This is a genomic window from Thioclava sp. F36-6, from assembly GCF_002020305.1.
Lineage (GTDB): Bacteria > Pseudomonadota > Alphaproteobacteria > Rhodobacterales > Rhodobacteraceae > Thioclava > Thioclava sediminum.
Window position 1 is genome coordinate 572,254 of sequence record NZ_MPZX01000001.1, and the last position, 24,437, is coordinate 596,690.

At 66.1% G+C, this 24,437-nt stretch carries 25 protein-coding genes; 5 read left to right on the top strand and 20 right to left on the bottom strand.

The genetic code is table 11. The features are described 5' to 3' along the window. The first annotated feature begins 30 nt into the window (after window positions 1-30). Window positions 31-624, top strand: a complete 594-nt coding sequence (gene wrbA, locus BMI88_RS02745) for an NAD(P)H:quinone oxidoreductase (RefSeq protein ID WP_078545834.1) — start codon at window positions 31-33, stop codon at window positions 622-624. 125 nt (window positions 625-749) lie between these two features. Next, window positions 750-3,266: a cation:proton antiporter gene (locus BMI88_RS02750; protein WP_078545836.1), complete on the top strand. Its 2,517-nt coding sequence runs from the start codon at window positions 750-752 to the stop codon at window positions 3,264-3,266. Between the two features lie 37 nt (window positions 3,267-3,303). Here the strand turns inward: BMI88_RS02750 and BMI88_RS19685 are convergent, their stop codons facing one another. Continuing rightward, on the bottom strand, window positions 3,304-3,450 hold the full coding sequence (locus BMI88_RS19685) for a hypothetical protein (protein ID WP_168173931.1): 147 nt from the start codon (window positions 3,448-3,450) through the stop codon (window positions 3,304-3,306). Between the two features lie 372 nt (window positions 3,451-3,822). Here BMI88_RS19685 and BMI88_RS02755 point away from each other — a divergent pair, with 372 nt between their 5' ends. After that, window positions 3,823-4,239, top strand: a complete 417-nt coding sequence (locus tag BMI88_RS02755) for a hypothetical protein (RefSeq protein ID WP_078545838.1) — start codon at window positions 3,823-3,825, stop codon at window positions 4,237-4,239. Between the two features lie 28 nt (window positions 4,240-4,267). On the opposite strand, the gene BMI88_RS02760 is transcribed toward BMI88_RS02755, so the two are convergent. From BMI88_RS02760 to gndA, 19 genes are all read right to left on the bottom strand, one after another. Beyond that, entirely contained in the window at window positions 4,268-5,182 is a 915-nt protein-coding gene (locus BMI88_RS02760) for an N-carbamoyl-D-amino-acid hydrolase (RefSeq protein WP_078545840.1), read from the bottom strand. Then, window positions 5,179-6,450: a Zn-dependent hydrolase gene (locus tag BMI88_RS02765; protein WP_078545842.1), complete on the bottom strand. Its 1,272-nt coding sequence runs from the start codon at window positions 6,448-6,450 to the stop codon at window positions 5,179-5,181. The genes BMI88_RS02760 and BMI88_RS02765 overlap by 4 nt, the downstream gene beginning before the upstream one ends. Further along, on the bottom strand, window positions 6,447-7,682 hold the full coding sequence (locus tag BMI88_RS02770; RefSeq protein WP_078545844.1) for a diaminopropionate ammonia-lyase: 1,236 nt from the start codon (window positions 7,680-7,682) through the stop codon (window positions 6,447-6,449). The genes BMI88_RS02765 and BMI88_RS02770 overlap by 4 nt, the downstream gene beginning before the upstream one ends. Window positions 7,683-7,711: 29 nt before the next feature. Then, window positions 7,712-8,488: an ABC transporter permease gene (locus BMI88_RS02775; protein ID WP_078545847.1), complete on the bottom strand. Its 777-nt coding sequence runs from the start codon at window positions 8,486-8,488 to the stop codon at window positions 7,712-7,714. A gap of 1 nt (window position 8,489) precedes the next feature. Next, a complete protein-coding gene (locus tag BMI88_RS02780) occupies window positions 8,490-9,341 on the bottom strand; it encodes an ABC transporter permease (protein ID WP_078539912.1) in 852 nt (283 codons plus the stop codon). After that, window positions 9,338-10,423: an ABC transporter ATP-binding protein gene (locus tag BMI88_RS02785; protein ID WP_078547252.1), complete on the bottom strand. Its 1,086-nt coding sequence runs from the start codon at window positions 10,421-10,423 to the stop codon at window positions 9,338-9,340. The genes BMI88_RS02780 and BMI88_RS02785 overlap by 4 nt, the downstream gene beginning before the upstream one ends. Window positions 10,424-10,470: 47 nt before the next feature. After that, on the bottom strand, window positions 10,471-11,538 hold the full coding sequence (locus BMI88_RS02790; RefSeq protein WP_078519866.1) for a substrate-binding domain-containing protein: 1,068 nt from the start codon (window positions 11,536-11,538) through the stop codon (window positions 10,471-10,473). 115 nt (window positions 11,539-11,653) lie between these two features. Further along, window positions 11,654-12,616, bottom strand: a complete 963-nt coding sequence (locus BMI88_RS02795; RefSeq protein ID WP_078545849.1) for a MurR/RpiR family transcriptional regulator — start codon at window positions 12,614-12,616, stop codon at window positions 11,654-11,656. Window positions 12,617-12,671: 55 nt separating this feature from the next. Continuing rightward, window positions 12,672-13,475, bottom strand: coding sequence for a F0F1 ATP synthase subunit gamma (locus BMI88_RS02800; protein ID WP_078539910.1), 804 nt, complete (start codon window positions 13,473-13,475; stop codon window positions 12,672-12,674). Further along, on the bottom strand, window positions 13,472-14,974 hold the full coding sequence (locus BMI88_RS02805) for a F0F1 ATP synthase subunit alpha (protein WP_078545851.1): 1,503 nt from the start codon (window positions 14,972-14,974) through the stop codon (window positions 13,472-13,474). Before BMI88_RS02805 ends, BMI88_RS02800 begins: the two co-directional genes overlap by 4 nt. Further along, a complete protein-coding gene (locus BMI88_RS02810; protein ID WP_078545853.1) occupies window positions 14,961-15,695 on the bottom strand; it encodes a hypothetical protein in 735 nt (244 codons plus the stop codon). The genes BMI88_RS02805 and BMI88_RS02810 overlap by 14 nt, the downstream gene beginning before the upstream one ends. A gap of 2 nt (window positions 15,696-15,697) precedes the next feature. Continuing rightward, window positions 15,698-15,943 carry a F0F1 ATP synthase subunit C gene (locus tag BMI88_RS02815; protein WP_078519861.1) on the bottom strand — a complete coding sequence of 82 codons (246 nt, stop codon included), beginning with the start codon at window positions 15,941-15,943 and terminating at the stop codon, window positions 15,698-15,700. Between the two features lie 2 nt (window positions 15,944-15,945). Next, a complete protein-coding gene (locus BMI88_RS02820) occupies window positions 15,946-16,632 on the bottom strand; it encodes a F0F1 ATP synthase subunit A (RefSeq protein ID WP_078545855.1) in 687 nt (228 codons plus the stop codon). Beyond that, window positions 16,629-16,901: an ATP synthase subunit I gene (locus tag BMI88_RS02825; protein ID WP_078545857.1), complete on the bottom strand. Its 273-nt coding sequence runs from the start codon at window positions 16,899-16,901 to the stop codon at window positions 16,629-16,631. The genes BMI88_RS02820 and BMI88_RS02825 overlap by 4 nt, the downstream gene beginning before the upstream one ends. Then, the gene (locus BMI88_RS02830) at window positions 16,898-17,194 is read right to left on the bottom strand and encodes an AtpZ/AtpI family protein (RefSeq protein ID WP_078545859.1); all 297 of its coding nucleotides are present in this window, start codon (window positions 17,192-17,194) and stop codon (window positions 16,898-16,900) included. Before BMI88_RS02830 ends, BMI88_RS02825 begins: the two co-directional genes overlap by 4 nt. Then, window positions 17,191-17,601 (bottom strand): F0F1 ATP synthase subunit epsilon, encoded by a 411-nt coding sequence (locus tag BMI88_RS02835; protein ID WP_078545861.1) that lies wholly within the window; start codon window positions 17,599-17,601, stop codon window positions 17,191-17,193. The genes BMI88_RS02830 and BMI88_RS02835 overlap by 4 nt, the downstream gene beginning before the upstream one ends. Further along, a complete protein-coding gene (atpD, locus tag BMI88_RS02840) occupies window positions 17,598-18,989 on the bottom strand; it encodes a F0F1 ATP synthase subunit beta (RefSeq protein ID WP_078545863.1) in 1,392 nt (463 codons plus the stop codon). Before atpD ends, BMI88_RS02835 begins: the two co-directional genes overlap by 4 nt. After that, the gene (locus BMI88_RS02845; protein ID WP_078539901.1) at window positions 18,986-19,738 is read right to left on the bottom strand and encodes an SDR family NAD(P)-dependent oxidoreductase; all 753 of its coding nucleotides are present in this window, start codon (window positions 19,736-19,738) and stop codon (window positions 18,986-18,988) included. Before BMI88_RS02845 ends, atpD begins: the two co-directional genes overlap by 4 nt. A 212-nt stretch (window positions 19,739-19,950) precedes the next feature. Beyond that, window positions 19,951-21,360 carry an NADP-dependent phosphogluconate dehydrogenase gene (gndA, locus tag BMI88_RS02850; protein WP_078545865.1) on the bottom strand — a complete coding sequence of 470 codons (1,410 nt, stop codon included), beginning with the start codon at window positions 21,358-21,360 and terminating at the stop codon, window positions 19,951-19,953. Between the two features lie 278 nt (window positions 21,361-21,638). On the opposite strand from gndA, the gene efeU reads away from it, so the two are divergent. Together efeU and efeO are read left to right on the top strand one after the other, a co-directional pair. After that, a complete protein-coding gene (gene efeU / locus BMI88_RS02855) occupies window positions 21,639-23,183 on the top strand; it encodes an iron uptake transporter permease EfeU (RefSeq protein ID WP_168173932.1) in 1,545 nt (514 codons plus the stop codon). A 38-nt stretch (window positions 23,184-23,221) separates the two neighbouring features. Beyond that, the gene (gene efeO / locus BMI88_RS02860) at window positions 23,222-24,421 is read left to right on the top strand and encodes an iron uptake system protein EfeO (protein ID WP_210401996.1); all 1,200 of its coding nucleotides are present in this window, start codon (window positions 23,222-23,224) and stop codon (window positions 24,419-24,421) included. Window positions 24,422-24,437: the final 16 nt, after the last annotated feature.

Here is a 24,437-nt window from a genome sequence, read left to right on the forward strand (position 1 = left end):
CTCAGTCCCTTCCCAACACAGGAGAGAGAAATGGCACAACCGAAGATCGCAATCGTCTTTTATTCCACCTATGGCACCAACCATGCCGTCGCGCTGGCGGCTGCGGAAGCCGCCGAGGCCGCCGGGGCCGAAGTGCGCCTGCGTCGCATTCCCGAGACCGCCCCGAAAGCCGTCGTCGAAGGGCAGGACGCCTGGAAGAACCAGCTCGAGAAGATGAGCGACATTCCGGAAGTGACCACCGACGATATGGAGTGGGCCGAGGGCTATTTCTTCTCCGGACCGACCCGCTACGGCGTCTCCGCAAGCCAGATGCGCGCCTTCATCGACACGCTGGGCGGTCTCTGGGGCGCAGGCAAGCTCGCCAACAAGACCTTCACCGCGACGACCAGCGCGCAGAACGCGCATGGCGGGCAGGAGGCGACCATCCTCGGCCTCTACACCACGGCCATGCATTGGGGCTGCGTCATCGTTCCGCCGGGCTATACCGACGAGGCGATCTTCAATGCGGGCGGCAACCCCTACGGCTTCTCGACCAATGCCGGGGGCGTCGACGAGGCTGGCAAGGCCGCGATCGCCCATCAGGCGAAACGCCTCGTCGAGATGACGGCGAAACTCGTCGCCTGATCTGACTTAAGGTCTATTAAGCGCCCCCGCCTCTCTCGGCGGGGGCGTGCTTGTCTCCCGATCGCAAAGTGTCCAAACCATTCAATTCCCCGTGCGTCCGCCGATCAGCGTGGTATTTCGACTGAATGGATATCGTCGTCATCACCACGATTGTCGCGTCGCTTTTCCTCGTCATCGGGGTGGCGGAGCCATTGGCGGCGCGGCTGCGTCTTCCGTTCAGTGTGATCCTTGCGGGCATCGGTATTCTCATCGGTGTGGCGGCTGTGTTTTTCCTCCGGACCGAGCTGACCGACGCGCTCAACCCGGTGGCGGAAGCGATCCTGAACCTTCCGATCCGCTCGAACGTGTTCCTCTACGTGTTCCTACCCACGCTGCTGTTTCAGGCGACGCTGGGGATGGACCTGCGCAGGATGCTGGACGACTGGGTTCCCATCCTGATGCTCGCGGTTGTGGCGGTCGTCGCGGCCACCCTCAGCGTCGGTTACGCGCTGTCCTGGGTCAGTTCGATCCCGCTCACCGCGTGCCTGCTCATCGGCGCGATCGTGTCCACGACCGATCCGTCCGCCGTCGTCTCGATCTTCCGCTCGATCTCTGCCCCGCGCCGGCTGTCGCGGATCATCGAAGGGGAAAGCCTGCTCAACGATGCCGCGGCCATCGCGCTGTTCGGGCTTTTCATGGGCTTCGTCATGATGGGCGTGCCCGATCCGAAGCTGGGCGATGCGCTCGCCCGGTTTCCGTATCTCATCCTCGGCGGCGCGTTCACCGGCTGGCTGGTCGCGCGTATCGCCGTCGGGATGATGTCGTTCTTCCGGCGCCATGAGCTTGCCCAGCTCTCGATTTCGGTGGCGCTGCCTTACCTGGCCTATATCGGCGCGGAGCAAAGCATCGGCGCTTCGGGTGTCATCGCGGTGGTCGCCGCCGGTCTGACGCTGAACCTGACCGGGCCCGGACGTCTGCAACCGCAGACATGGATCAATCTGCGCGAGCTCTGGGGAGTTCTCGCGCATTGGGCGGGGGCCCTCATCTTCGTCCTGGCGGCGCTGTTGATCCCGAGACTTCTCGAAGAAATCCGCATCGGGGATATCGCCCTCGTCGGTGTCGTCGTCCTCGCGTCGATTTTCGCGCGCGCGGTGATCCTGTTCGGGCTTCTGCCACTTCTCACGGCGCTGCGGGTCTCACCCACGGTCGAGCGGCCCTATCGGGTCGCCATCCTCTGGGGCGGGTTGCGCGGGGCGGTGACGCTCGCGCTGGCGCTGGCGGTGACCGAGAGTTTCCGCGTCCCCGACGAGGTTCAGCGCATGGTCGGCATCCTCGCCACCGGCTTCACCCTGTTCACGCTGATCGGGCAGGGCACCACGCTGCGCTGGATCATCGGTCGGCTGGGGCTGGACCGGCTGTCGCCGATCGACGATGCGCTGTCACGTCAGGTCGTCGCCGTCTCGCTGCAGAAAGTGCGCGAAGACCTCGCGCGGACCACCGAGAATTACGAACTCAGCCGAGACGTCGTCCGCTCCGAAGCCAAGCGGTTCGGGGAGCGGCTGGAGGGCGCGGTCAAGGCCGCCGACGACAGTCAGGACATCCACGACCGCGACCGCATCACCCTGGGGCTCATCGCGCTCGCCGGCCATGAACGCGACACCATCCTGATGCGGGTGCGGGAGCGGACGATCGCCTCTCGCATCGCCGAACAGGTTCTGTCGAACGCCGACCGCCTCATCGAGGGCGCACGCGCGGACGGGCGGCACGGCTATAACCGGATCGCGCGGCGCAGCGTCAAATATGGCTTCGGGTTCCGCGTCGCGAATATCCTGCATCGCCGCCTCCACCTGTCGCGCCCCCTCGCGCGGATGACGGCGGACCGGTTCGAGATGCTCCTGTCGCAGCGTCTGGTGCTGCGCGATCTCGGCGGCTTCATCAGCGGCCGCATCCGCCGCATTCATGGCAAGCGCGTGAGCGACCTGCTCTCTGACCTGCTTTCGCGCCGCATCGAAATCGTGGAAACTGCGCTGCAGGGGCTGCGTCTGCAATATCCCGGCTACGCCGAAGAGCTCGAACGACGCATCATTCGCCGGGCCGCGCTGCGGCTGGAGGAGCGCGAATACGAGACGATGCGCGAAGACGGCCTGATCGGCGATGAGGTCTACACCAAGCTCCGGGCCGCCCTTGCGCAGAAGCGGTCGCGCGCGGAGGATCGCCCCAAACTCGATATCGCGCTGCGGCGCATCGAACTCGTTCGGCAGTTTCCGCTGTTCTCCGGGTTGAACGCCCGGGACCAGAAACGCTTGAGCCGTTTGCTCAAGGCGCGGCACGCCAATGCGGGGGAGGTCATTCTCGGTCGCGAAAGCGTCGCGAAAAGCGTGTTCTTCATCGCCTCCGGGGCCGTCGAGGTCGAGGCGGCCAACCAGACGTGGCGGCTGGGTCGCGGCGAGATGTTCGGTCAGCTGTCGATCCTGATGAGACGGACGCGCAGGACCGAAGTGCGCGCGATCACCCCGTCGACTCTTCTGGAATTGGACGAAGCCCGCTTCCGTCGCCTGCTGAGCCGTAGCAAGTCACTGCAGGAGGCCGTCCGCGCCAGTGCGGAGAAACGCGGCATCGCTCCTGACGCGCTCCTCGCGGATGTCGAGAGGGCGCGTCAGTAGCGGGTCGGCTTTGGTGCTGCGAAAAGGCTCCGATCGCTTACATCGGGTTTTCGATGTTCGCTTTCATGTTCGGAACGTTTGCAGCGGTCGCCGTGCCCTCGGTTTGGGTGCAGGCGGCCAGAATGCTCATGGCGCAGCATGCGACCAGAGCGAGTACGGCCTTTTTCTTCATCGGGCTTTGCATGTCGGGTTCCTTTCAAAACGACTCGGGCCCTCAAAGTGAACGGACCAGTTCAACTATTTGAGGTGCACCGTGGTCGCGGCAAGATTTTTCGGTTGCTGTGGATGTATTTAGCCTCACTGACGCAGCGGCGCCACGCAGAGGAATTGCCAGCGCGCATGAGCGGAAGATTGCCGCAAGGGTATTTCTCGATGGCAGGCCCCGAAGATGGAGGCCTAATCGTCAGCTCGAAAGGTCACGCGGCGTCAGAAACTAACTTTGACATAGTTGCCCAATTCAAGTCACAACATCGCCGCTCTTGCATGTGATCCAGCCGTCGTAGGCGAGCCGCACAGGTCCATTCGGAGCCACTCGCGTCCAACGGAGGTATTGATTATGAATGTTAAACACGTGTCGCTTGAATTGTTGGTTAAGCTTGATGAGCGTGGTGTGGCTGAAGTGGGCAAATTCTCCCTTAATTTCCAGGACGACACCCGTGACGCTCTCGGGGACTCGATCAACTTGAAAGGCTTGGCGACACTGGCGCAGCCGGAAAAGGTGTTCACCCCGGCCTTGCGCACCGAATTGCTCGACCAACGCGCGACTTTCGATCCGCAGAAATTCTCGGTCTCCGTCAACGTGAGTTCCTACGCTACCTCCGATCCCTATATCGAGATCGAACGCCGGTGGCGCATCGCCCTCGTCACCTTCCTCGAGGGCTACATCATGCAGTCCCAGCCGATGCTCTCGTCGCTCAAGGTTCGGGGCGCCTATGCGGAACAGCTCGCGGCCTCGAATGCGCCGCTGCACTGATCGGTAGTCCTCACCCTCATCGACTTTCTTATCCCGCGCAGATGTCGCGGTAGTCCTCGGGTTCGCGGTGAAGCGCGAAGTTGAAGACGTTCTCGCGCAGCTCGCGGCAGCGGTCGAGGTCGATTTCGGCCATCGCCAACTCATCGCCGAACCCTTGGGTCTTGGCGATGATCTCGCCGGTGGGCGCGATGATGCACGTGCCGCCGATCAGATCACAACCCTCTTCGCGCCCCGCTTTCGCGGTGCCGATCACCCAGCACCCATTCGCGTAAGCCCCCGCCTGCATCGACAGGTGGTTGTGGAAGTCCTGCAGGTGATCATGCTCGGGCGCGAGCGGGTAGTGCACCGGCGTATTGTAGCCCAGCATCACCAGCTCCGCCCCGCGCAGACCGAGCACGCGGAAAGTCTCGGGCCAGCGGCGGTCGTTGCACAGGCACATGCCCAGCTTGCCGCCGAACCCGTCGAAGACGCCAAAACCCAGATTGCCATGCTCGAAATAGCGCTTCTCCAGATGCTGGAAGGGGCGCCAGTCTTCGTATTCCGGATGGCCGGGCAGGTGGATCTTGCGATATTTGCCAATGATCTGGCCGGTCTTGTCGACGGTGATCGAGGTGTTGAACCGGCGCTTCTCGCCGTTCTCGTAGGCGATCTCCGCATAGCCGAGATAGAAGCCGACACCGAGCTCGCGGGCGGTATCGAACAGCGGCTGCACCTCCGCATTCGGCATCTCGGTCTCGTAGAACGCGTCGAGCTCGGCCTCGTCCTCGATCAGCCAGCGCGGGAAGAAGGTGGTCAGCGCCAGTTCGGGAAAGACGACCAGTTCCGCGCCGCGTCGATGGGCGTCGATCAAAAGCTTCTGCATCCGCGCCACGGCGGAGGCGCGCGGCTCGTCACGCGCAATCGGTCCAAGCTGTGCGGCGGCGGCAATGAATTTGCGGGTCATGGCAACTGTCCTGTCTCGGTCGTTTGAAATTCGGGCGCGTCCTGAAGTTCCGCCTGCTGGCAGACGACATCCATCAGCACCTGTGCCCCGCCCGCGATGTCCGAGGGGGCGGTATATTCGTGAATGTTGTGGCTGACCCCGTCCTGCGAGGGCACGAAGATCATGGCCGAGGGGCAATTGGGCGCGAACATCTGCGCGTCATGGCCCGCGCCCGAGGGCATCCGGCGATGGCCCAGCCCGCGCGCATGGGCGGCGGCCTCGACGCTGTCCACAAGCGCCGGGTCGAACTCCACCGGCTCGAAGCGGGCCAGTGTCCGGCGGGTGATCGCGCAGCCCCCCGCGCGTGCGAAATCCTGTGCGGCGCGCCAGAGCCGGGTCTCGGCCTTTTGCAGCGTGGCCTCGTCGGTATGGCGCAGATCGACGGTCATCACCGCTTCCTGCGGCACCACGTTCACCAGATCGGGCGAGACGCGTAGGCGCCCCACGGTCGCGACCTGCGGCGGGCCGTGATCGGCGGCGATCTGCTGCGCCTCGACCGAGATCCGTGCCGCCACCGCGCCTGCATCATGGCGCAGCGCCATCGGCGTCGTGCCCGCATGGGCCGAGGCGCCCGTGACGGTGATCTCGGTCCAGGAAATGCCCTGCACGCCGGTGACGACGCCGATCTGCAGCTCCTCGGTCTCCAGCACCGGGCCCTGCTCGATATGCAGCTCCAGATAGCTATGGGGTTTCAGCGCGCCGACCGGGGCGCGGCCTGCGGCATCGATGGCGGCGAGCGCATCGCGCAGGCGCACCCCGTCGATGCCTTCCACCTCCAGCATCTCGTCGAGCGGCAGCGCGCCTTGCGCCACGCCCGAGCCCATCATGTCCGGGGCGAAGCGCGCGCCTTCCTCATTGGTGAAGAACGCGACCGCAACGGGGCGGCGGGTGCGCGCGCCAGCCGCATTGAGCGCCTCGATCACCTCCAGCCCTGCCAACACGCCGAGGCTGCCGTCATAGAGACCGCCCGTCGCGACCGTATCGATATGTGAGCCCATCAGAACCGGCGGGCCGTCTTCCTCGCCCGCGCGGATGCCCCAGCAATTGCCGATGACGTCCGTGGTGATCTCAAGGCCCAGCTCGCGCATCCAGTTCATCACGAGGGCACGGCCTTCGGCGTCTTCAGGGGAAAGTGCGAGACGCTTCACGCCGCCGCCGGGCAGGGCACCGATCTGTCCGAGCCGTTCCAGCCGCGCCATCAGGCGCTCGATGTCGATCGCGATACTCATGCCGCGCCCCGAACTTCGGCGGCGCTGCGGCCGACGAGGGTTTTGAACAGCGCGGCATCGGTGTCGCCTTCCGTGCCGAAACACAGGATGCGGGAGTTCGCCTCGATCCCGAGGGCTGCGCGCGCGTCGCCGTTCTCGGCGGCGGCAAGGAAGGCTGCGAGCCCCGCCACGGCGGATTCTCCGGCGGCCACGGGCGGATCGCTCCCCTCGGGGTTGGCCAGCGCACGCATCACCGCGACGGCATCGGGGTCGGCGACGGACATCACCGCGAAGGTCAATGGCTCCAGCACGTCCCACGCCAGCAGCGAGACCTCGCCACAGGCCAGACCTGCCATCAGCGTGTCCAGATCGCCCTCGACGGCGGTGGGTTTGCTTTCGCGGATCGTCTCGAGCCAGCAGGCCGATTGGTCGGGATCGGCAAGGATCACGCGCGGAGCATCGGGGCCGTAACGGCGCGCGAATTGTGCCGCGACCGCCGCCGCCAGCCCGCCGACGCCGGTCTGGATGAAGATATGGGTGGGCGGGGTGCCGAGCGTATCGGCCGCCTCCGCCGCCATGAGCTCGTAGCCCTGCATCACGTCTTTCGGAATCTCGGTGTAGCCCGGATAGGAGGTGTCGGAGACGACGAACCAACCCTCGCGCGTGGCGGTCTCCTGCGCCTCGCGGACGCTGTCGTCGTAATTGCCGGCGCAGCGGCGGACCTCGGCGCCATAGGCCTCAATGGCCTCCTTGCGGCCCTCGGAAACCGTGGCGTGGATGAAGATCACACAGCGGCAGCCGAAGCGTTGCGCGCCCCATGCGACCGAGCGCCCGTGATTGCCGTCGGTGGCGCAGCAGACGGTCAGTTGCGAGACGATATCGGCATATTTGCCCGCCACGATGTCTTCGGCGCTGGGTTCGGGGATGTCCTTGGCCTTCGCGATCTCGCGGGCCAGAAGCCGCAGCACGGCATAGGCGCCGCCCAAAGCCTTGAAGCTGCCGAGACCAAAGCGCCCGCCCTCATCCTTGAACCGAATCTCGGCCACGCCCGCCTTTTCCGCCATTGCGGGCAGCGAGACGAGGGGCGTCGGCGCGTAGCCGTCCCACGACGAAATCGTGCGCTTGGCCAGATCGAAAGCCGCGTCGTTCAGAACGGCCTCCTGCTTGGGCCCATAGCCTTTCGCGGCGTCGTAATGCGGGTTCAGAATGAGCTCGTTGGATTGCCCCTCTCCGAGGGCATTTTCGAAAATCATGGTGGGGTCCTTGTGGTTGGTCATCGCGCTCAGGCCCCCGTCTTGGAGGCGCGGCGGCGGATCAGCTCGGCCAGCGCCACGAGGGCGATGTTGCCGAACACGATCATCACGGCGAGCGCGTTGAGTGAGGGAGAGAGCGCGAAGCGGAAGTCGGCGGCGACGAGCACCGAAAGCGGTTGCGCGCGGCCCGAGACGAAAGCGGTCAGGACGTATTCGGCCGAGGACAGCACGAAGGCCACGACCCATGACGCCATCAGCCCGTTCGCCATCAGCGGCAGCACCACCCGGCGGAAGGCGGAGATGCCCGAGGCGCCCAGATCGGCGGCCGCTTCCAGCAGTCCACGGTCGATCCGGATCAGCACCGAGGCGATCACCAGCGTTGAGAAGGGAAGCACGATCACCGTCTGCGCGGCGATCACCGTCAGCAGGCTGCGCTCCACCCCGGTCTCGTTGAACATGATCAGCTGCGCCACGGCGAGGATCAGCTTCGGGATCAGGAAGGGCGCGAGCAGCAGCACCGCGAAGATGCCGCGTCCGCGCATCGGATAGAAGCTGATCGCCAAAGCGGCGAGCCCGCCCAGAAGCGTCGCGCAGATCGCGACAGGGAAGGCGACACTCAGCGTGGTCAGGAAGCCCCCGCCCAGACGCCCGTCGCCCATCACCTCGGCATACCATTTCAGAGTGAAGCCCGAAAACGGCAGCGACATGATCTTGGAATCGTTGACCGAAAACAGCGCGATCATCGCGATCGGCAGATACATGAAGGCGAAGACCGCCCAGACCCAAAGCGTGGAGAGGCGCGACATGTCAGGACCCTCCCACAAGGCTGGAGCGGCGGATCAGCATCGCGCCCACGGCGAAGAAAGCCATCAGGATCGCGAGCATCGTCCAGGCGATGGCCGAGCCCAGCGGCCAGTCGAAGGCGGTGCCGAAGAGGTCGTTGATCGCCGAGATCACGGTGATCCCAGAGGCCCCGCCCAGCAGCTGCGGCGTGAGGTAATCGCCCACCACCATCACGAAGACCATCAGCCCGCCCGCCACGAGGCCGGGGAAGGTCAGCGGCAGGGTCACGCGGGCGAAGCGGCTGGGGCTGCGCGCGCCCAGATCGGCGGCGGCTTCCAGCCAGGCATCATCGAGGCTCTCGAAGGCGAGCCACAGCCCGATCACCATGAAGGGCAGGTAGTTGTAGGTCAGCGCGATATGGGTCGCGAGGGGCGAGAACAGCAGCCCCTGAATGGGCGCATCGGTGACGCCCGCCCAGATCAGCGAGCGGTTGATGACGCCCTCGGCCCCCAGAAGCACGCGCCACGCAAACACCCGCACCAGATCGCCGGAATAAAGCGGTACCAGCAGCAGCGTCAGCAGCGCGGATTTCATCGCGCCCGCACGTTTGGCAAGGAACCACGCGACCGGGTAGCCGATCACGGCGGTGATCGCGACCACGAGTGCGCCCGAGCCGAAAGCCTTCAGGATCAGCCCGCGATAGGTCGCCGAGCCCGCGATCTTTGCATAATTGGCAAAGGACGGGTCGTAGGAGATCGCGACGAAATCGACGCGGAAGAAGCTGTAGGCGAAGAGGATCAGCAGCGGCGCCACGCAAAGCGCCAGCAGGAAGGCCGTCACCGGGGCGGCGAGGAGCGTGCCGACGCGCAGGCTCATGGCTTGGCCTCCGTGGTCCGGTCCGCCCTCTGTTCGGCCTCGGTCCGCGCGATCCAGACTTGCGCGGGGTCGAAACCGATGCGGATCTCCGCACCGATCTCGGGCACGTCGTCATGGCCTACGGTCAGCGCCAGCGTGATGCCCGCGGCCTCGGCTTCCACCAGCCACTCCGCGCCGCGATAAACGGCATGGGTCACGCGCGCGGAAATCCGGCCCTGCGGGTCGAGGAACAGTTGCTCGGGGCGCAGGCAGAGCACGGCGGGGGAGCCGGCTTTGAGACCGCGCACGCCGGGTGTCGCGAACTGGCCCAGCGGGGTTTCGATCTCATAGGCGCCGATGGCGGTGTCGGTAATTTTGCCGGGCACGCAGGCCGCGCCACCGATGAAATCGGCCACATAGGCGGTCTCGGGGCGGCGATAAATCGTATCCGGCGCGCCTTGTTGTTCGATGATCCCGTCACGCATCACGATGATCCAATCCGAGAGCGCGAAGGCCTCTTCCTGATCGTGGGTGACATGAAGAAAGGTCATTTTCAGCCGACGCTGCAGGTCTTTCAACTCGATCTGCATGTCCTTGCGCATCCGCCGGTCGAGCGCGGAAAGCGGCTCGTCCAGCAGCAGAAGGCGCGGCTCGTTGGCGATCGCGCGGGCCAGCGCCACGCGCTGTTGCTGCCCGCCCGAGAGCTGGCGCGGGCGGCGATCCGCCATCGCGGTCATCTGCACGGTTTCCAGCGCCGCGCGGGCCTTTTCGCGCTCTTCCTTGCGGCTCAGCCCCTTGTAGCGCAGCCCGAAGCCTACGTTTTCCAGCACGCTCAGATGCGGGAAGAGGGCGTAGCTCTGGAAGACGGTGTTGATCGGGCGGGCGCTTGCGGACACGTCGTTGATCTTCTTGCCGTCAAGCTCGAGCATCCCCTCGCTCACCTCTTCGAACCCGCCGATCATGCGCAGGATCGAGGTCTTGCCGCAGCCCGAAGGCCCCAGCAGCGTGACGTAGGAATTCTCGTCGAGCCGGAAATTCACACCGCGCACGGCCTGCACGGTGCCATATGTCTTACACAGGGCACGCGCGCGGAGCAGGGGCATTGTCTGCCCCTGCCCACCCGTCGGCCCGGAACCTGCCTCGGTCATTCTTAGCTGGCCTTCACTTCGTTCCAGAGTGCGACCCAGTCGTTGTAGCGCGGCGGATTTTGCTTCCAGACGAAGTTATCCATCACCGACAGGTCCTTGATGAAGATCTTTTCCTGCTGGGCTTCGTCGATCTCGTCGCGCGCAGCCGAAGTCGATTGCGCATAGGGGCCGCCATAGGCGAGCATTTTGCCGTAAGTCGGGCCGAGCAGGTAGTTCACCAGTTCGAACACCGAGTCCCGGCGCGCGCCCTCGACGCCTTTGGGCACGGCAATCGTGTCGCACCAGCCGATGACGCCTTGCTTGGGCTTGGCCATGCCCATTTCGAGACCTTTTTCCTTCAGGTCGTAATAGGGCGGCACCCAGGAGAAGGCGCAGACCACTTCGCCGGTCGCGAAGAGGTTGGTCAGATCCCCGATGGAGTTCCAGTAAGTGCGCAGCTTGCTCTTCTGGATCATCAGCACCTTTTTCACTTCGGCGAGCTGCTTGTCGTCCATCGTGAACATTTCGTCGCGCGGGATGCCCAGATACATCGCGGCGATCATGATCCCTTCGAGCGCGTAGTCGCGCATCGCGAGCTTGCCGTTGTATTTGTCGCCCTCGAAGAAGACGGACCAATCGGGCTCTTCATCCATCAGGTCGGCGCGATAGACGATCGGGTTGATGCCCCAATAGAAGGGGATGCCGTAGGTCTGACCGTCCGTCTTGCCCAGATCGGTCTTCTTGAACGTGTCGTAGAGGAGCTTCGCGTTCGGCACCTTGTCGAAGTCGATCGGCTGCAGAAGGTCCGAGGCGGTGTAGTAGGAAACCTTGTCGAGGCCGGGCGTGATCAGGTCCACCGAGGAGGCCCCGCCGGCGCGCAGTTTCGCGAATTGCTCGTCATCGGTGCCGATGAAGGTCTTGGTCAGGTCGACGTCATGGCTGTCGAGGAAGGGCGCGAGATAGTCGTCTTTCGCGAGGTTCTCCCAGGTCATCCACAGAAGGTCGGTCGCGGCCAGCGCTCGTCCCGCCGGGCCGAACGCCCCGAGAGCGGTGCCCGCAAGCGCAGATTTCAGGAATAGTCGGCGATCCATGGCATATCCTTTCGCTGCATGAGATGGCGAGGTCACCTTCGCAGGAAAGAATTATTTCACAAAATCCTAAAAATGAAAATACGCTTTCATTCGAGCTATGCGCAGTTTTTGGGCGCTATTTCTCCTGTTTTGCAGCCTTGGTGAGCGCCTCAAGGCTCTCCGGGGGCGGTCCGAGGTCGTCGAAACGCGCATGAAGATCCTCGATCCGGGCGAGTCGGGCGCGCGCTTCGGGGCCCAGCGAGTCCACCAGACTCGAGCAAAGGAAGTTGATCAGGCTCATCGCGACGACCGTGCTGTCGAAGATGCCTTGCCCGCGATTGTGGCAGCGCAGGGTGATCGTCGCGTGCCGTGCGGTCTGCGCCACGGTGGGGTCGCCGATCAGGATCGTCGGGATGCCCGCCTCGCGCGCGACGGTCATCACCTCTCCCAGCGCGCGCGGCCTGCGCCGCAGCCCGATCGCCAGCAGCACATCGCCCGGCGCGAACCCCGCGACATCCTCGGCGAGCGAGGCGCCCTCATAAGGCAGAAGCTGCACGTCCGATTTCAGATTGAGCAGCAAGGCGCGGGCATAGATCGCGAGCGCCCGCGAATTCCGATAGCCCAGAACCCAGATCCGGCGCGCCGAAGCGAGATGTTCGACCGCGTCGGCGACCGCCTCTTCCGAGAGGATCTCGGTGCTGCGCGAGAGGTTCTGCATATCCTGCGCGAAGTGATCGGCCAGTTGCCCCGGCGTCGTGCCGTCGCTCAATTCGCTCAGCGGCGAGCCCCAGCTCCCGTTGCGTCGCGAATGCAGCCGCGCTTCGTTGTAATTGCGATAGCCCAGCCGCTTGAAGAAGCGCGCCGCCGTGGCCGAGGAAATCCCCGCGCTCTCGGCCAGCTCCGCAGCGGTGTAGCTCGACAGCGTCGATTGCGCTTCGAGCACGACCTCGGCGAGGCGTTTCTCGCTGGGGGTCAGCTCGGGAAAAATCGCCATGATCCGCGTGTCGATCGGGTCATCTCCCGACCCGTGTTGCGCCTCGGGGGACATCTCTTGCGTCACATCGGCCTCGTTTCTGCTCGAGCCCAAGTCTTGTTGCATGCGGGCGCGCTTTTCAAGCGATGCGTGTGCGTGCCGGGGTTGTGGGGGGCTCAACTCAGCTGGACGTGACGCCCGCCGAAAGTTCCAGAATTTCCGTCGTCACCGACTCTTGCCGCGAAATCCGGGCGGTCTGTTGCAGCGCGTCGAGCTTGCGTTCGGTCATCCCCTGAGCGGAGGCCATGGCGAGCATCCGGGCCGTGTTCTCGGCAGCCGTGGCATGCAACGCGACGCGGCACAGCTCCGCGTGCAGCAGCTCGGCAAAGAGCGACGCGCAAAGCTGCGCGGGCGGCAGCGTCAGCAGGGGTGGCTGGCTTGGCGGCGGGGTCGACCGGGTCGGGCGGGGGAAGATGCGGCGGCGGCGGGCCTTCCAGCTGCCATCCTCCGTCTGCGCGTAGAAGGCGTCGATCGGGGCGCGTCCGGCCAGTTGCAGCAGCGTCTCGGCCAGCCGGTCGGCGAAGGGCGGAACCGCCGGGCCGTGCGAGGGCAGGGGGAACTGCGCAAGCGCATTCAGGCCTTGCTCGGCGGCCAGCGCCGCGCCGCGCGTGCCGATCACGACGAGACCGCCGGGCGGCGTGCCCAGCTCGCTCAGAAGCCGGGCGTTGAACGATCCCGCAAAGCCTTGTTCGGCGAGAAACAGAACGGTGAGCGGCGGCCCTTCGGGTTTGGGCGGTGTCGGCGCGAGCGACAGGACCCGGTCGAGCGCACGGCTCACCGTCGCCGCGTGCAGATCCACCGAGGCAAGCTCTCCCTCTGTCTGACGCACGCGCGCGCCCGCGATGGCGCGCATCGCCCGGATGACCGAGGCGAGCGTGCGGATACTTCCGATCCGCGCTTCGATCTCGGCAAGCTGCTCGCTCATGTCGACGGCTCCGGTAAAAGCCCTTTCAGGCACTCCACGATCTGGTCATGCAGACCCTCGCTGAGCGCGGCGGAGAAGTCCGCCCCCGATAGCCCCGCCGCATCGAGCGCATCGGGTAGTGCCGCGCGCAGGGCGTCGATCTGCGCGGGCTCAAACCCGTCGAGAAGCCCCGTCTGCACGGCCAAAACCAGCGCCACCTCATCGGCGAGGCGCAGTGGCGCGTGCTGGATCTGCGCCAGCACCGCGCGCACCGCCCGCCCGCGCGCAAGCTGCGCCTTCACCCGCGTGTCGGGCATCCCCCCGAAACGCGTGAAAATCTCCAATTCAAGGAACTGGGCGTAATCGAGCCGCATCGACTCCGCCGCGTCGCGCAGACTGCGCGCCTGCGTCTTGCCGCCGACCCGGCTGACCGAAGTGCCGACATCCACGGCGGGTTTCTGGCCGCGGTTGAACAGCTTGGCGTCCAGCGCGATCTGCCCATCGGTGATCGAAATCAGGTTGGTCGGGATGAAGGCAGCGAGATTGCCCGCGTCGGTCTCCGCAATCGGCAGCGCGGTCAGCGTGCCGCTGCCCAATGCGTCCGACAGCCGCGCGGCGCGTTCCAGAAGCCGGGCGTGAAGATAGAAGATATCGCCCGGATAGGCCTCGCGCCCCGGCGTCTGCCGGGTCAGCAGCGCAAGCTCGCGATGCGAAGCGGCGTGGCGCGTGAGGTCGTCGAGTACGATCAGCGCGTGGCCGCCGGTGTCGCGCAGTTCTTCGGCCATCGTCATTCCCGCGAAGGGCGCGAGCCATTGCATCCCCGGTGGTGTCGACGGCCCGGCCACCACGACGATGGTGCGCGCCAGCGCCCCGTTGCGCCGAAGGGTCTCGATCACGCGCTCCACCGAGGAGGTCTTCTGCCCGATCGCAACATAGACTGAGGTCACGTCGCCGTCCTTCTGGTTCAGGATCGTGTCGAGCGCGATCGTCGTCTTGCCGGTCGCACGGTCGCCCACGATCAGCTCGCGCTGGCCGCGGCCAAGCGCGAAGAGGGCATCCACCACCAGCGTGCCGGTCTGCATCGGCTCCACCACCGCGGCGCGGTCGATGATCGCCGGGGCGGGGCGTTCGACCGGGTGCTTTGCACTGGTCGTGATAGGACCGAGCCCGTCGAGGGGGCGCCCGAGCGGATCGACGATCCGGCCCAGCAATTCCGGCCCGACCGGCACCCGCATCACGTCGCCCGTGCCGGTGACGGCATCGCCCTGCGCGACGCCCGCGATATCGTCGAGAAGCACCGCCGCAAGGGTCTCTTCGTCGAGCACATGCACGAAGCCCGATTGTCCGCCCTCGAAGACCAACCGCTCCCCGGCGCGGGCCTCGGGCAGGCCCGACACCATCGCGACGCCGTCGGACACGCGCTCCACCCGGCCGCTGCGGCGCACGACGGGACCGAGCGGCGCACGCGTGATGGCCTCGAGGCTGCGGTCCAGCCACTCGTCGGGATCATTGGGTGTCATTGGCCACCTCCCTGCGCATCCGGACGAGATCGGCGGCCCATGAGCTTTCGAGATGCAGGTGCTTGGTCTCCAGCGCGAGGCCGCAGATCAGCTCCGCATCGGTTTTGATGGCGGGGCTGATCTTCTCGCCTAAGGTCTTCCCGAGGCGCTCGGCGAAAGCCTCGCCATAACCCGCATCTGCTTCCTCGCTGATCCGCAGCATGAGTTTCTCCGAGCCGAGTGCCGCGCGATCCTCGGTGTCGAGGGCCGCGACCTGCGCCAGAAGATCCGTCGCATAGGCTTCGAGCAGTGCGGGCCGCGACAGGCGCGCGCCGATCCGCTCGGCCATGCGCTGCGCCAGATCGGCGGCGCGCGCGGCATAGCGCTTCTCGGCCTCCTCCGCGCGGGCGGCGCGCTCGGCCTCTGCGGTGCGGGCCATCTCGGCGGCCTCTGCGCGGGCGTGATCCAGAAGCGCCTTGCGCGCCGCCTCGGCCTCGGTCTGGGCTTGCGCCAGCATCTCGGACTTGCGCGTGCCGACCTGATCGAGCGCCGCCTCGGCCTGCGCCTTCGCCTCATCGGCTTTGCGCGCGGTCTCGCTCGCATCGCTCAATTGCTTGTCCGCTTCGGCCTGACGCGCCTGAATGGCACTCACGATCGGGCGCCAAAGCACCCGGCTCAGAAGCCAGATCAGCACCGCCGCATTGAGCGTCTGCAGCCCGAGCGTCCACCAGTCCAGTGTCATGATCAGCCGATGAACGGGTTGGCGAACAGCAGCAGAAGCGCGATCACGAGGCAGTAGATCGCCGTCGTCTCGATCATCGCGAGCCCGACGAAGAGCGTGCGGGAGATCGCGTTGGCGGCCTCGGGCTGGCGGGCGATCGCGTCCATCGCAGCCGCGACCGAGCGCCCTTCGCCAAGCGCGGGACCGAGCGCCCCGAAGGCCACCGCCGCGGCGGCCGAGATGACGCTCGCCACTTCAATATATTCCATGATCAGTCCTTTCCGGATTCGTGGGAGGTTTGGGATTCCGCCACTGCCGCCGCGATGAAAACCATGGCGAGGACGGTAAAGATGTAGGCTTGGACAAGGCCGGTCAGCAGGTCGAGCGCCATGAAGGGGATCGGCACGAAAAGCCCTGCAAGCGAGAGCACGATGCCGATCACGAAGACCCCGCTCATGATATTGCCGAACAGGCGGATCAGCAGCGAGAAGCTGCGCGTCAGCGTCTCGACGAGGTTCAGCGGGATCATCAGCGGCGTCGGCATCGCGAAGCTGCGCAGGTAGCCGCGCACGCCGCCCGCGCGGATGCCGTAGACGATCACCGCCACGAAGACGAGCAGCGCCAGCGCCGCGTCGGTTTCGAGGTTGGCGGTTGGGGGTTCAACGCCCGGGATCAGCGAGGACCAGTTCGCGATCAGGATGAACAGGAACAACCCGCCGAGGAAGGTGCGATAGCGTTCGGGCGCGACGCTCATCGTCTCGCGGATCTGGGTGTCGAGCACCGTCACCAGCAGTTCCAACGCCGCTTGGCGCCGTCCGGGCTTGAGGCTCAGGTTTCGGGTCAGCGCGTAGCATCCTGCCACGATCACCACCATCATCACCCATGTCGTGACGACAGGTTGCGTGATCGGCACGGGGCCGACCCAGAACAGGACGGTGGTCTCCAGCGGCGAATTCATGCGGACCTCGCGCGGCGCAGGGTGAGCATCCGCCCGATGCCGATCCCGAGCGCCGCCGCCAGCAGCGGCACGGCGCCCAGAAGCGCGCAACCCACGAGAACCCCGATCGTCAGCCCGAAGCGCAGGACGGTCAGCGCGATCGCCTTCAGAGCCTTGCTTTCGAGCAGCATCGCATCCGTGCCCGCCCGCAGCAGGGCGAAATGCACGACGCCCACGCCGATGCCGAGTATCAGGGCGCCTGCGCCAATAAGAAACTCCACCGCGCTCATTGCTGCTGCACCCAGCGCCAGCCCAGCCAGCACCCCACGACAAGCCCCACCATCATCAGCGCGGCGGTCCAGAAGATGCCCGACTGGGCGCTCCGGTCGATCCACCGTCCACCCGCGGCCCCCGCCAGCATCGGCAGCACGACGATCCACCCGAGCACACCGATCTGGCCCAAGCGGCGGCCCAGTGGGATCTCTCCCTCCCGGCGCGCCTTCTCGGTCCGGGCGGCGTGGCGGCGCGCGGCGCTCTCCATCGGCTCCTCCGTCTGTTCCCGGTCTTCCGGCGGCTGGGTCATGTCCAATCCTTCCGAGCCTGCGCGCCGTCGAGGCTCGCCACCAGCTGCCGGATCGCGAGCAGATGCAGCCGGGTGGAGTCGGCCTGTTTGGTCTTCGCGGCGTCATCCTCGGCCTGAAACCGTTTCAGGATCGTGTCGCCCAGCTCGGACAGATCGCCGGTCACCGCGGCGCGGGTCGAGACCGAGACATCGCTTCCATTCTCGACCATAAGAACACCGCCCTTCACCGCGCAATAGTGCCGTTGGCCCTCGACCACCCATGAGATGACCGAGATGCTGAGGCTCGTGAGGAACTCGGCATGACCGGGCAGGATGCCGAAGCCGCCGCTCTCGTCCTCGGCCCGGATCGCGGTGACGTCCTTGGCATCGACGACGATTTCGAGAGGGGTGGCGATGGTGAGCCTCATGCCGCGGCCTCCTCTCGCTGGCGGGCCTCGTCGATCCCACCGATCATGTAGAGCGACTGATCCGACCAGTCGTCCGCCTGGCCCGCGAGGATCGCGCGGCAGCCCTCCAGCGTATCGGCCAGCGGCACCGAGCGCCCGGTCTGGCCGGTAAAGGCCTCGGTCACGACGAAGGGCTGGGTGAGGAAGCGTTGCAGCTTGCGCGCGCGGCGCACCGCCAGCCGGTCGGCCGCGCCCAGCTCCTCGACGCCGAGAAGTGCGATGATGTCCTGCAATTCGCGGAACCGCGCCAACAGCGCCCGCGCTTCGCCTGCCAGCTGGAAATGGTCCGCCCCGACGATCTCGGGGTCGAGCAGTTGCGAGGACGAGGCGAGCGGGTCGATCGCGGGGTAAATCCCCTCCGACGCGAGCTGACGCGACAGCACGATGGAGCTGTCCATATGCCCCGAAATCGCGGTCACCGCCGGATCGGTGAAATCGTCAGCCGGCACATAGACTGCCTGAATCGCCGTGACCGAGGCCCCGGCGGCGGAGGCGATGCGCTCCTCCAGTTCGGCGACCTCAGACGCGAGGGTGGGCTGGTAGCCCACGCGCGAAGGCAGGCGGCCCAGAAGCCCAGAAACTTCGCTGCCCGCCTGCACGAAGCGGAAGACGTTATCCATCATCAGAAGGACGTTGCGGTGATCGCGGTCGCGGAAATCTTCGGCGATGGAGACGGCGGTCAGCGGTACCCGCCAGCGCGCGCCGGGCGGCTCGTTCATCTGGCCATAGACCAGCGCCGTGCGCGCGAGCACCCCGGACTCGGTCATGTCGGCGAGCATCTCATGGCCCTCGCGCGAGCGCTCCCCCACGCCCGCGAAGATCGCGATGCCCTGATATTTCTCGACCATCGTGTTGATGAGCTCCATCACCAGCACCGTCTTGCCCACGCCCGCACCGCCGAACATCGCAGCCTTGCCGCCGCGCGCCAGCGGTAGCATCAGGTCGATCACCTTGATCCCGGTCTCGAAAGCGGTGACCGCGCCGCTGCCCGAGAGGCGCGGCGGCGTGCCGTGGATCGGGCGGCGTGGCGTCGTTTGAGGCAGGGGATCGCCGCCGTCGCGCATCGCCCCCGTCACATCCATCAGGCGCCCCAGAACGGCCTCGCCGACGGGCACTTCGAGCGGCTTGCCCGTGGCGCGCAATTTGCGCCCGCGCGACAGGCCAAGCGTCGATTGGAGCGCGATGGCGCGCACCCGATGCGCGTCGAGATGGCCATGCACCTCGAAGCTGCCCGGCATGTCGTCATCCGTCAGTGTCAGGATCGAATGGATCGGCGGCAGCGGACCATCGAAACTTGCGTCGATGACCGGCCCGCGCACCGCGATGATCCGCCCCTCCGTCGCGCTCATCGCGAGGTATATCCGCCGTCGACGAGGTGATAGCTGCCGTTCACGAAGCTCGCGGCATCCGACAGCAGGAAGCAGGTCAGCGCCGCGACCTCCTCGGGCGTGCCGAGCCGTCCGGCGGGATGCAGCGCGACCAGCGAGTCCTTCACCTCAGGCGCCAGCCCCGACAGAAGCGGCGTCTCGATGAAGGCGGGGCCCACCGCATTGACGCGGATGCCCTGTGCTGCGTGATCGATCGCCGCGGCCCGCGTCAGGCCCAGAAGCGCGTGTTTCGCTGCGACATAGGCGCAGGCGCTCGGGAACGCGACCGAGCCGAGGATCGAGGACATGTTCACGATCGCGCCGCCGCCCGATTTCAGCATCGCGGCGATCGCGAAGCGCATCCCGTAGAAAACCCCGTTCAGGTTGACGTCGATCACCTGCTTCCAGCCGTCGAGCGGATACTCCCCGAACGGCACCTGCGGGCCGCCGATACCCGCATTGTTCACGGCAAGATCCAGCTTGCCGAAGGTCGCGACGGCCTTCTCGACCATCGCCTCGACCTCCGTGGCCGAGGTGACATCGACCGCCATCGGTTCGGCGGTGCCGCCCGCCTTGCGGATTTCCTCGGCCACGGACTTGGCCGCGTCTGCGTTCTGATCGGCAAGCAGGACCGAGGCCCCGCGCGCCGCCAATTCCTTGGCGATTGCCGCGCCGATCCCTGATCCCGCGCCCGTAACGATAGCTGATTTACCTTCGAAATCCCGTGTCATAGCAGTCCCGGCCTCCGTTTTGGATGCGCAGAGGGTAACGATCTCGGTGCTTTAGGACTTTGATGGGGATCAAGCGGGGCGGGTCCGGTTGCGACGCACACGAACTCGTGATTGTGCCGCATGGTTCGCGGCGTCTGACGCCCCGCGAAACGGAAACCGCCCGCGACTCTGCGCGAGCCGCGGGCGGTGATCTTTCAGCGAAGAGGGCGCGCTTACATCGCCCAGGGGCCGTGGAAGTCGGTGCCCTCGCGGTCGGTGCGCTCGAACCCATGCGCGCCGAAGAAATCGCGCTGGCCCTGGATCATGTTCGCGGTGCCCCGCGCGGTGCGCATCGTGTCGAAATAGCTCAGCGCCATCGACAGGGCCGGAACCGCCAGACCGTGGGCCGCGGCAATGCTGACGACCTTGCGCAGCGCGCCGTGATGCGCCTTCAGAAGATCCGCGAAATAGGGCGCATACATCAGGTTGCGATCGGGCGACTCGCTCAGCGCGCTCGCCATATCGTCGAGCATCGCCGAGCGGATGATGCAGCCGTCGCGCCAGACCAGCGCGATGTCGGGCAGCGGCAGATCCCAGTCGAAGGGCGCATTGGCCGAGCGCAGCAGCTCGAACCCCTGCGCGTAGCACAGAATCTTGCCTGCGATCAGCGCGTTCTCCAGATCCTCCGCGCTCAGTGCGCCCTCGGGCAGCGCCTCGGGAGCCGCGCCGAACATGTCCTCGCCCTGCTTGCGCGCATCGAGCCGCGACGACAGGTTGCGCGCCATCACCGCCGCTTCGATCACCGGGACGGGGGCGGCCAGATGCTGCGCCTCGATCACGGTCCAGCGGCCGGTGCCTTTCTGGCCCGCGCGGTCGAGGATGATGTCGAGCATCGGCTCGCCGCTTTCGGGATCGGTGGCGCGGGCGACCTTGCCGGAAATCTCGATCAGGTAGGATTTCAGCGCGCCTTCGTCCCATTTCGCGAAGATCTCGCCGCAGGCCTGCGAGTTCAGCCCCATGCCGTCGCGCATCACGCCATAGGTCTCGGCGATCATCTGCATGTCGGCATATTCGATGCCGTTATGCACGGCTTTGACAAAATGGCCCGAGCCGCCCTTGCCCATGAAGCCGGCGCAGGGCGTGCCGTCGAATTTCGCGGCGATCGCGTTGAGGATCGGGGCCACGCGGTCCCAGTCCTGCTGCTCGCCGCCGCCCATGATCGCGGGCCCGTGGCGCGCGCCTTCTTCACCGCCGGAAACGCCGATGCCGAGGAAACGGGGCCCCGCCTTTGCCGCTTCTTCCGCGCGGCGCTCGGTGTCGTGGAAATTCGCGTTGCCCGCGTCGATGATCAGATCATCGGGGTCGAGATGGGCGCGCAGCGCCGCGATCTGCTGGTCGACCGGCTCGCCTGCGGGGACCATCAGGATGATCGCGCGGGGTTTCGCGATCGAGGCCACTAGGTCTTCAAGATTTTCGCAGGGCGTGATCTTCGACGCCAGCTCGCCCGCGTTTTCATGGAAGGACTTCGTGACGCTGGTGGTGCGGTTGAACACCGAAATGTCGAACCCTTTTTCCGCGATGTTGAGGGCGAGCATGCCGCCCATGGTGCCAAGGCCGATCAGCCCGATTTGCGATTGTGCCAAGATACGGCCTCCGAAATTGTTGCATGCGGGCCACTTCAGGCGCCCGGATCGTGTCTCTTTCGCTGCGCCGGACCGCCTGATTGCGCGGCGCTGCGAGGGCGACCTGCACGAATTGCCCCAAGATGGCGGAAGTTGCAAATCGCCCGCAACGGCAGGGGCGAAGAAATGCGATAGCAAGAAACCGAGCAATTTACTCGGAAAAGGGGTTGCGCCCGTCGATCTGCGCCACTAACGAATACCCTATCAATTTACTCGGGAATCGGCGGGGTGCCCACGGCATGTTGGCAACATTCATCATCGGCCTGCGCGAAGGGCTCGAGGCGGCGCTGATCGTCGGGATCATTGCGGCCTTCCTGCGTGCCCGGGGCGAACGTTTGACCGAGATGTGGCTTGGCGTCGCTGCCGCCGTGGCGCTGGCCGTCGGCGTTGGCGCGGGGCTCGCGCTGGTCGAGGCCGCTTTGCCGCATAGTGCGCAGGAAAAGCTGGAATGCGTGATCGCGGCGGTCGCGGTCGTCTTCGTGACGCTGATGGTGCTCTGGATGACGCGCCACGCGGCAGGGCTGAAGGGCCAGATCGAGCGCGACGCCGACGCGGCGCTGGGGCAGGGGAGCCGGGTCGCACTGGCGGCGATGGCCTTCCTCGCCGTACTGCGCGAGGGTTTCGAGACCGCTGTTTTCCTGCTTGCCACGATCTCGGGGGCGCAGACCGGACATTGGGCCGGGCTTGGTGCAGCACTTGGCCTCGCGGCGTCGGTCGTGCTTGGCTGGGCGATCGCGCAGGGCGGGATGCGGCTCAATCTGGGGCGCTTCTTCCGCTGGACCGGCGTGTTCCTGATCCTCGTCGCGGCGGGGCTGGTGTTGCAGACGCTGCGCTCCGCCCATGAGGCGGGCTGGTTGCTCGCCGGACAACAACGCATCGCCGATCTGAGCTGGCTCGTGGCCCCCGGCACGGTGCGCTCGGCGCTGATCACCGGCGTTCTGGGCATTCCCGCCGATCCGCGCCTGATCGAGGTGCTGGGCTGGATCGCCTATCTGATCCCGGTCGCGGCGCTGACCTATTGGCCGCGTGCACTGCGCCCCGATCCCCGCACGGCGCAATGGCTGCGCGGTGGGCTGGCGGTCGCCTTCGCGGTGTTGGCCGTGGGCATTGCGGCGCTTTGGCCGCAGCCGCAGGTGACGCTGCCCGATCACGCGCCGCGTGTGCTGGAGGGCGATGTCGACACCTCCGCCGGGCCCGATCTGCGTTTGCAGAGAGGCACCTTGGAGATAGGTGCGACCCGCGTCGATCTGACGGGCGCCGAGGCCACGCCGGAGCGGCATCTGGGCCTGCCAAGCCTGCATCGCGAAGTGCAGACCCAAACCGAAATTGCGGGCGCTCCCGGTCAGATCGATCTCGCAACGCTTGCGCAGCTCGCGGGCGGGCGCCTGCCGGTGGGCGTCAGCTCCGCGCGCAATCCCGGGCCTTTCGTGGCCGAATGGACGCGACTGGAACAGGTGACCGTCTGGACTGCGGGCGATGCGCTTCTCGATGCGCAGGGCCGTAGTGCCGTTACGCTGCGCCTCTCGGGCGGCGGGCTGACCACGGCACGCACATTGCGCGTCGATATGGCTCCCGGTGGCATGGCGACCGGCGCCTGGGTCATGGCCCCCGCCGCCGCGCAAGACGCCGCCGATGCACTGCGCTCCGTGCGCCGCGCCCGTATCGAGCATCAGTTCTGGGCCCGAGAGTTGCCTGTGATCCTCTTCCTCATCGCGCTCGCACTGGCAGCTTCTGCGCTCGCCCGTGCGCGCCCCACACCGTTTTTCCCCGCCAGGTCCCTCTGACCAAGCCAAAACCGCAGAGCAAATACAGGAGCCTGACAATGAACATGTCGTCCCGCGCGCGCCGCCGCGCTGTCCCCCTTCTCGCCGCAACCGCGTTCTTCGCGCAGCCCGCACTGGCCGATGCGCCGATGAATAACGGGGCCGCGCAGGTCGCGATCACGCTGACCGGCGACGATGGCGGCGCATGTGTCCTCGATCACGACAGCGCGGCGGCAGGGCCGATCACCTTCACGGTGACCAATGAATCCGCCCCCGCGATCTCCGAGCTGGAGCTGCTCTCGGACAGCCGCATTCTCGGCGAGAAAGAGAACCTCGCCCCCGGTCTGCCCGCGTCGAGCTTCACCGTTACGCTCGACGGTGGCGACTATCGCATCTATTGCCCGGGCGCAGCTGAAGACACCGTAGCCTTCACCGTGACCGGCGAGAGCAAGCAGCGCGCGCAAAGCGCGATCGGCGATCTCTTGGACGAAGGCACCGCAGGCTATGCCAACTACGTCGAAGGCATGGTCGGCGCGATGGTGACCGCAAGCGAACGCCTCGCCGCGAAAGTGGACGAAGGCGACGTGGAGGGCGCGAAGGCGGCCTATGCGCAAGCCCGTCCGTTCTACGAGCGGATCGAGCCCGACGTCGAAGGCTTCGTCCTGCCCGGCACCGACCCGACCGACAACTCGGGCAACCTCGATTACCTGATCGACATGCGCGCCTCGAACCTCGACCCGGCGGTCGGCTGGCACGGCTTCCACGCGGTGGAGCGCGACCTGTTCGAGAAAGGCGAGATCACCGACGAGACCAAGGCCTATGCGGCGGAACTGGTGAAGAACGTCAAGATGCTCGCCGATCTGTCCGGCGGGATCGAGTATCGCCCCGAAGATCTCGCGAACGGCGCGGCGGCCCTTCTGGAAGAAGTGCAAAGCGGCAAGATCAGCGGCGAGGAAGAGGCCTATAGCCATATCGACCTCGTGGACTTCGCGGCCAATATCGAAGGCGCGCAACAGGCCTTCGCCTTCCTCGAGCCGGGGCTGAAGCGGATCGATCCGGACGTGGCCGAGACCATCGCGCAGCGCTTTGCGGATGTGCAGACGATGCTCGAAGACTACCGCGATGCCGACGCTCTGGGCGGCTACAAAATCTACGATGCCGAGCTGCGCAAATCCGACGCGGTGAAGCTGAGCCGTGCGATCCAGATGCTGCAGGAGCCGCTGTCGCGGATCGCCGAAAAAGTCGCCACGGCAAGCTGAAGACGAAGGAGGCCAT

Coding starts and splice junctions, on each gene's coding strand:
- BMI88_RS02815 (WP_078519861.1), bottom strand. CDS start 15,943: ATGGAATATATTGAAGTGGCGAGCGTCATCTCGGCCGCCGCGGCGGTG.
- BMI88_RS02780 (WP_078539912.1), bottom strand. CDS start 9,341: ATGAGCCTGCGCGTCGGCACGCTCCTCGCCGCCCCGGTGACGGCCTTC.
- BMI88_RS02845 (WP_078539901.1), bottom strand. CDS start 19,738: ATGACACGGGATTTCGAAGGTAAATCAGCTATCGTTACGGGCGCGGGA.
- BMI88_RS02775 (WP_078545847.1), bottom strand. CDS start 8,488: ATGTCGCGCCTCTCCACGCTTTGGGTCTGGGCGGTCTTCGCCTTCATG.
- BMI88_RS19685 (WP_168173931.1), bottom strand. CDS start 3,450: ATGCAAAGCCCGATGAAGAAAAAGGCCGTACTCGCTCTGGTCGCATGC.
- BMI88_RS02830 (WP_078545859.1), bottom strand. CDS start 17,194: ATGACCCAGCCGCCGGAAGACCGGGAACAGACGGAGGAGCCGATGGAG.
- atpD (WP_078545863.1), bottom strand. CDS start 18,989: ATGAGCGCGACGGAGGGGCGGATCATCGCGGTGCGCGGGCCGGTCATC.
- BMI88_RS02750 (WP_078545836.1), top strand. CDS start 750: ATGGATATCGTCGTCATCACCACGATTGTCGCGTCGCTTTTCCTCGTC.
- BMI88_RS02765 (WP_078545842.1), bottom strand. CDS start 6,450: ATGAGTATCGCGATCGACATCGAGCGCCTGATGGCGCGGCTGGAACGG.
- BMI88_RS02785 (WP_078547252.1), bottom strand. CDS start 10,423: ATGCCCCTGCTCCGCGCGCGTGCCCTGTGTAAGACATATGGCACCGTG.
- BMI88_RS02755 (WP_078545838.1), top strand. CDS start 3,823: ATGAATGTTAAACACGTGTCGCTTGAATTGTTGGTTAAGCTTGATGAG.
- BMI88_RS02835 (WP_078545861.1), bottom strand. CDS start 17,601: ATGAGGCTCACCATCGCCACCCCTCTCGAAATCGTCGTCGATGCCAAG.
- BMI88_RS02760 (WP_078545840.1), bottom strand. CDS start 5,182: ATGACCCGCAAATTCATTGCCGCCGCCGCACAGCTTGGACCGATTGCG.
- BMI88_RS02825 (WP_078545857.1), bottom strand. CDS start 16,901: ATGAGCGCGGTGGAGTTTCTTATTGGCGCAGGCGCCCTGATACTCGGC.
- BMI88_RS02800 (WP_078539910.1), bottom strand. CDS start 13,475: ATGAGCGAGCAGCTTGCCGAGATCGAAGCGCGGATCGGAAGTATCCGC.
- efeU (WP_168173932.1), top strand. CDS start 21,639: ATGTTGGCAACATTCATCATCGGCCTGCGCGAAGGGCTCGAGGCGGCG.
- BMI88_RS02820 (WP_078545855.1), bottom strand. CDS start 16,632: ATGAATTCGCCGCTGGAGACCACCGTCCTGTTCTGGGTCGGCCCCGTG.
- BMI88_RS02805 (WP_078545851.1), bottom strand. CDS start 14,974: ATGACACCCAATGATCCCGACGAGTGGCTGGACCGCAGCCTCGAGGCC.
- BMI88_RS02770 (WP_078545844.1), bottom strand. CDS start 7,682: ATGATTTTCGAAAATGCCCTCGGAGAGGGGCAATCCAACGAGCTCATT.
- wrbA (WP_078545834.1), top strand. CDS start 31: ATGGCACAACCGAAGATCGCAATCGTCTTTTATTCCACCTATGGCACC.
- BMI88_RS02795 (WP_078545849.1), bottom strand. CDS start 12,616: ATGCAACAAGACTTGGGCTCGAGCAGAAACGAGGCCGATGTGACGCAA.
- BMI88_RS02810 (WP_078545853.1), bottom strand. CDS start 15,695: ATGACACTGGACTGGTGGACGCTCGGGCTGCAGACGCTCAATGCGGCG.
- BMI88_RS02790 (WP_078519866.1), bottom strand. CDS start 11,538: ATGGATCGCCGACTATTCCTGAAATCTGCGCTTGCGGGCACCGCTCTC.
- efeO (WP_210401996.1), top strand. CDS start 23,222: ATGAACATGTCGTCCCGCGCGCGCCGCCGCGCTGTCCCCCTTCTCGCC.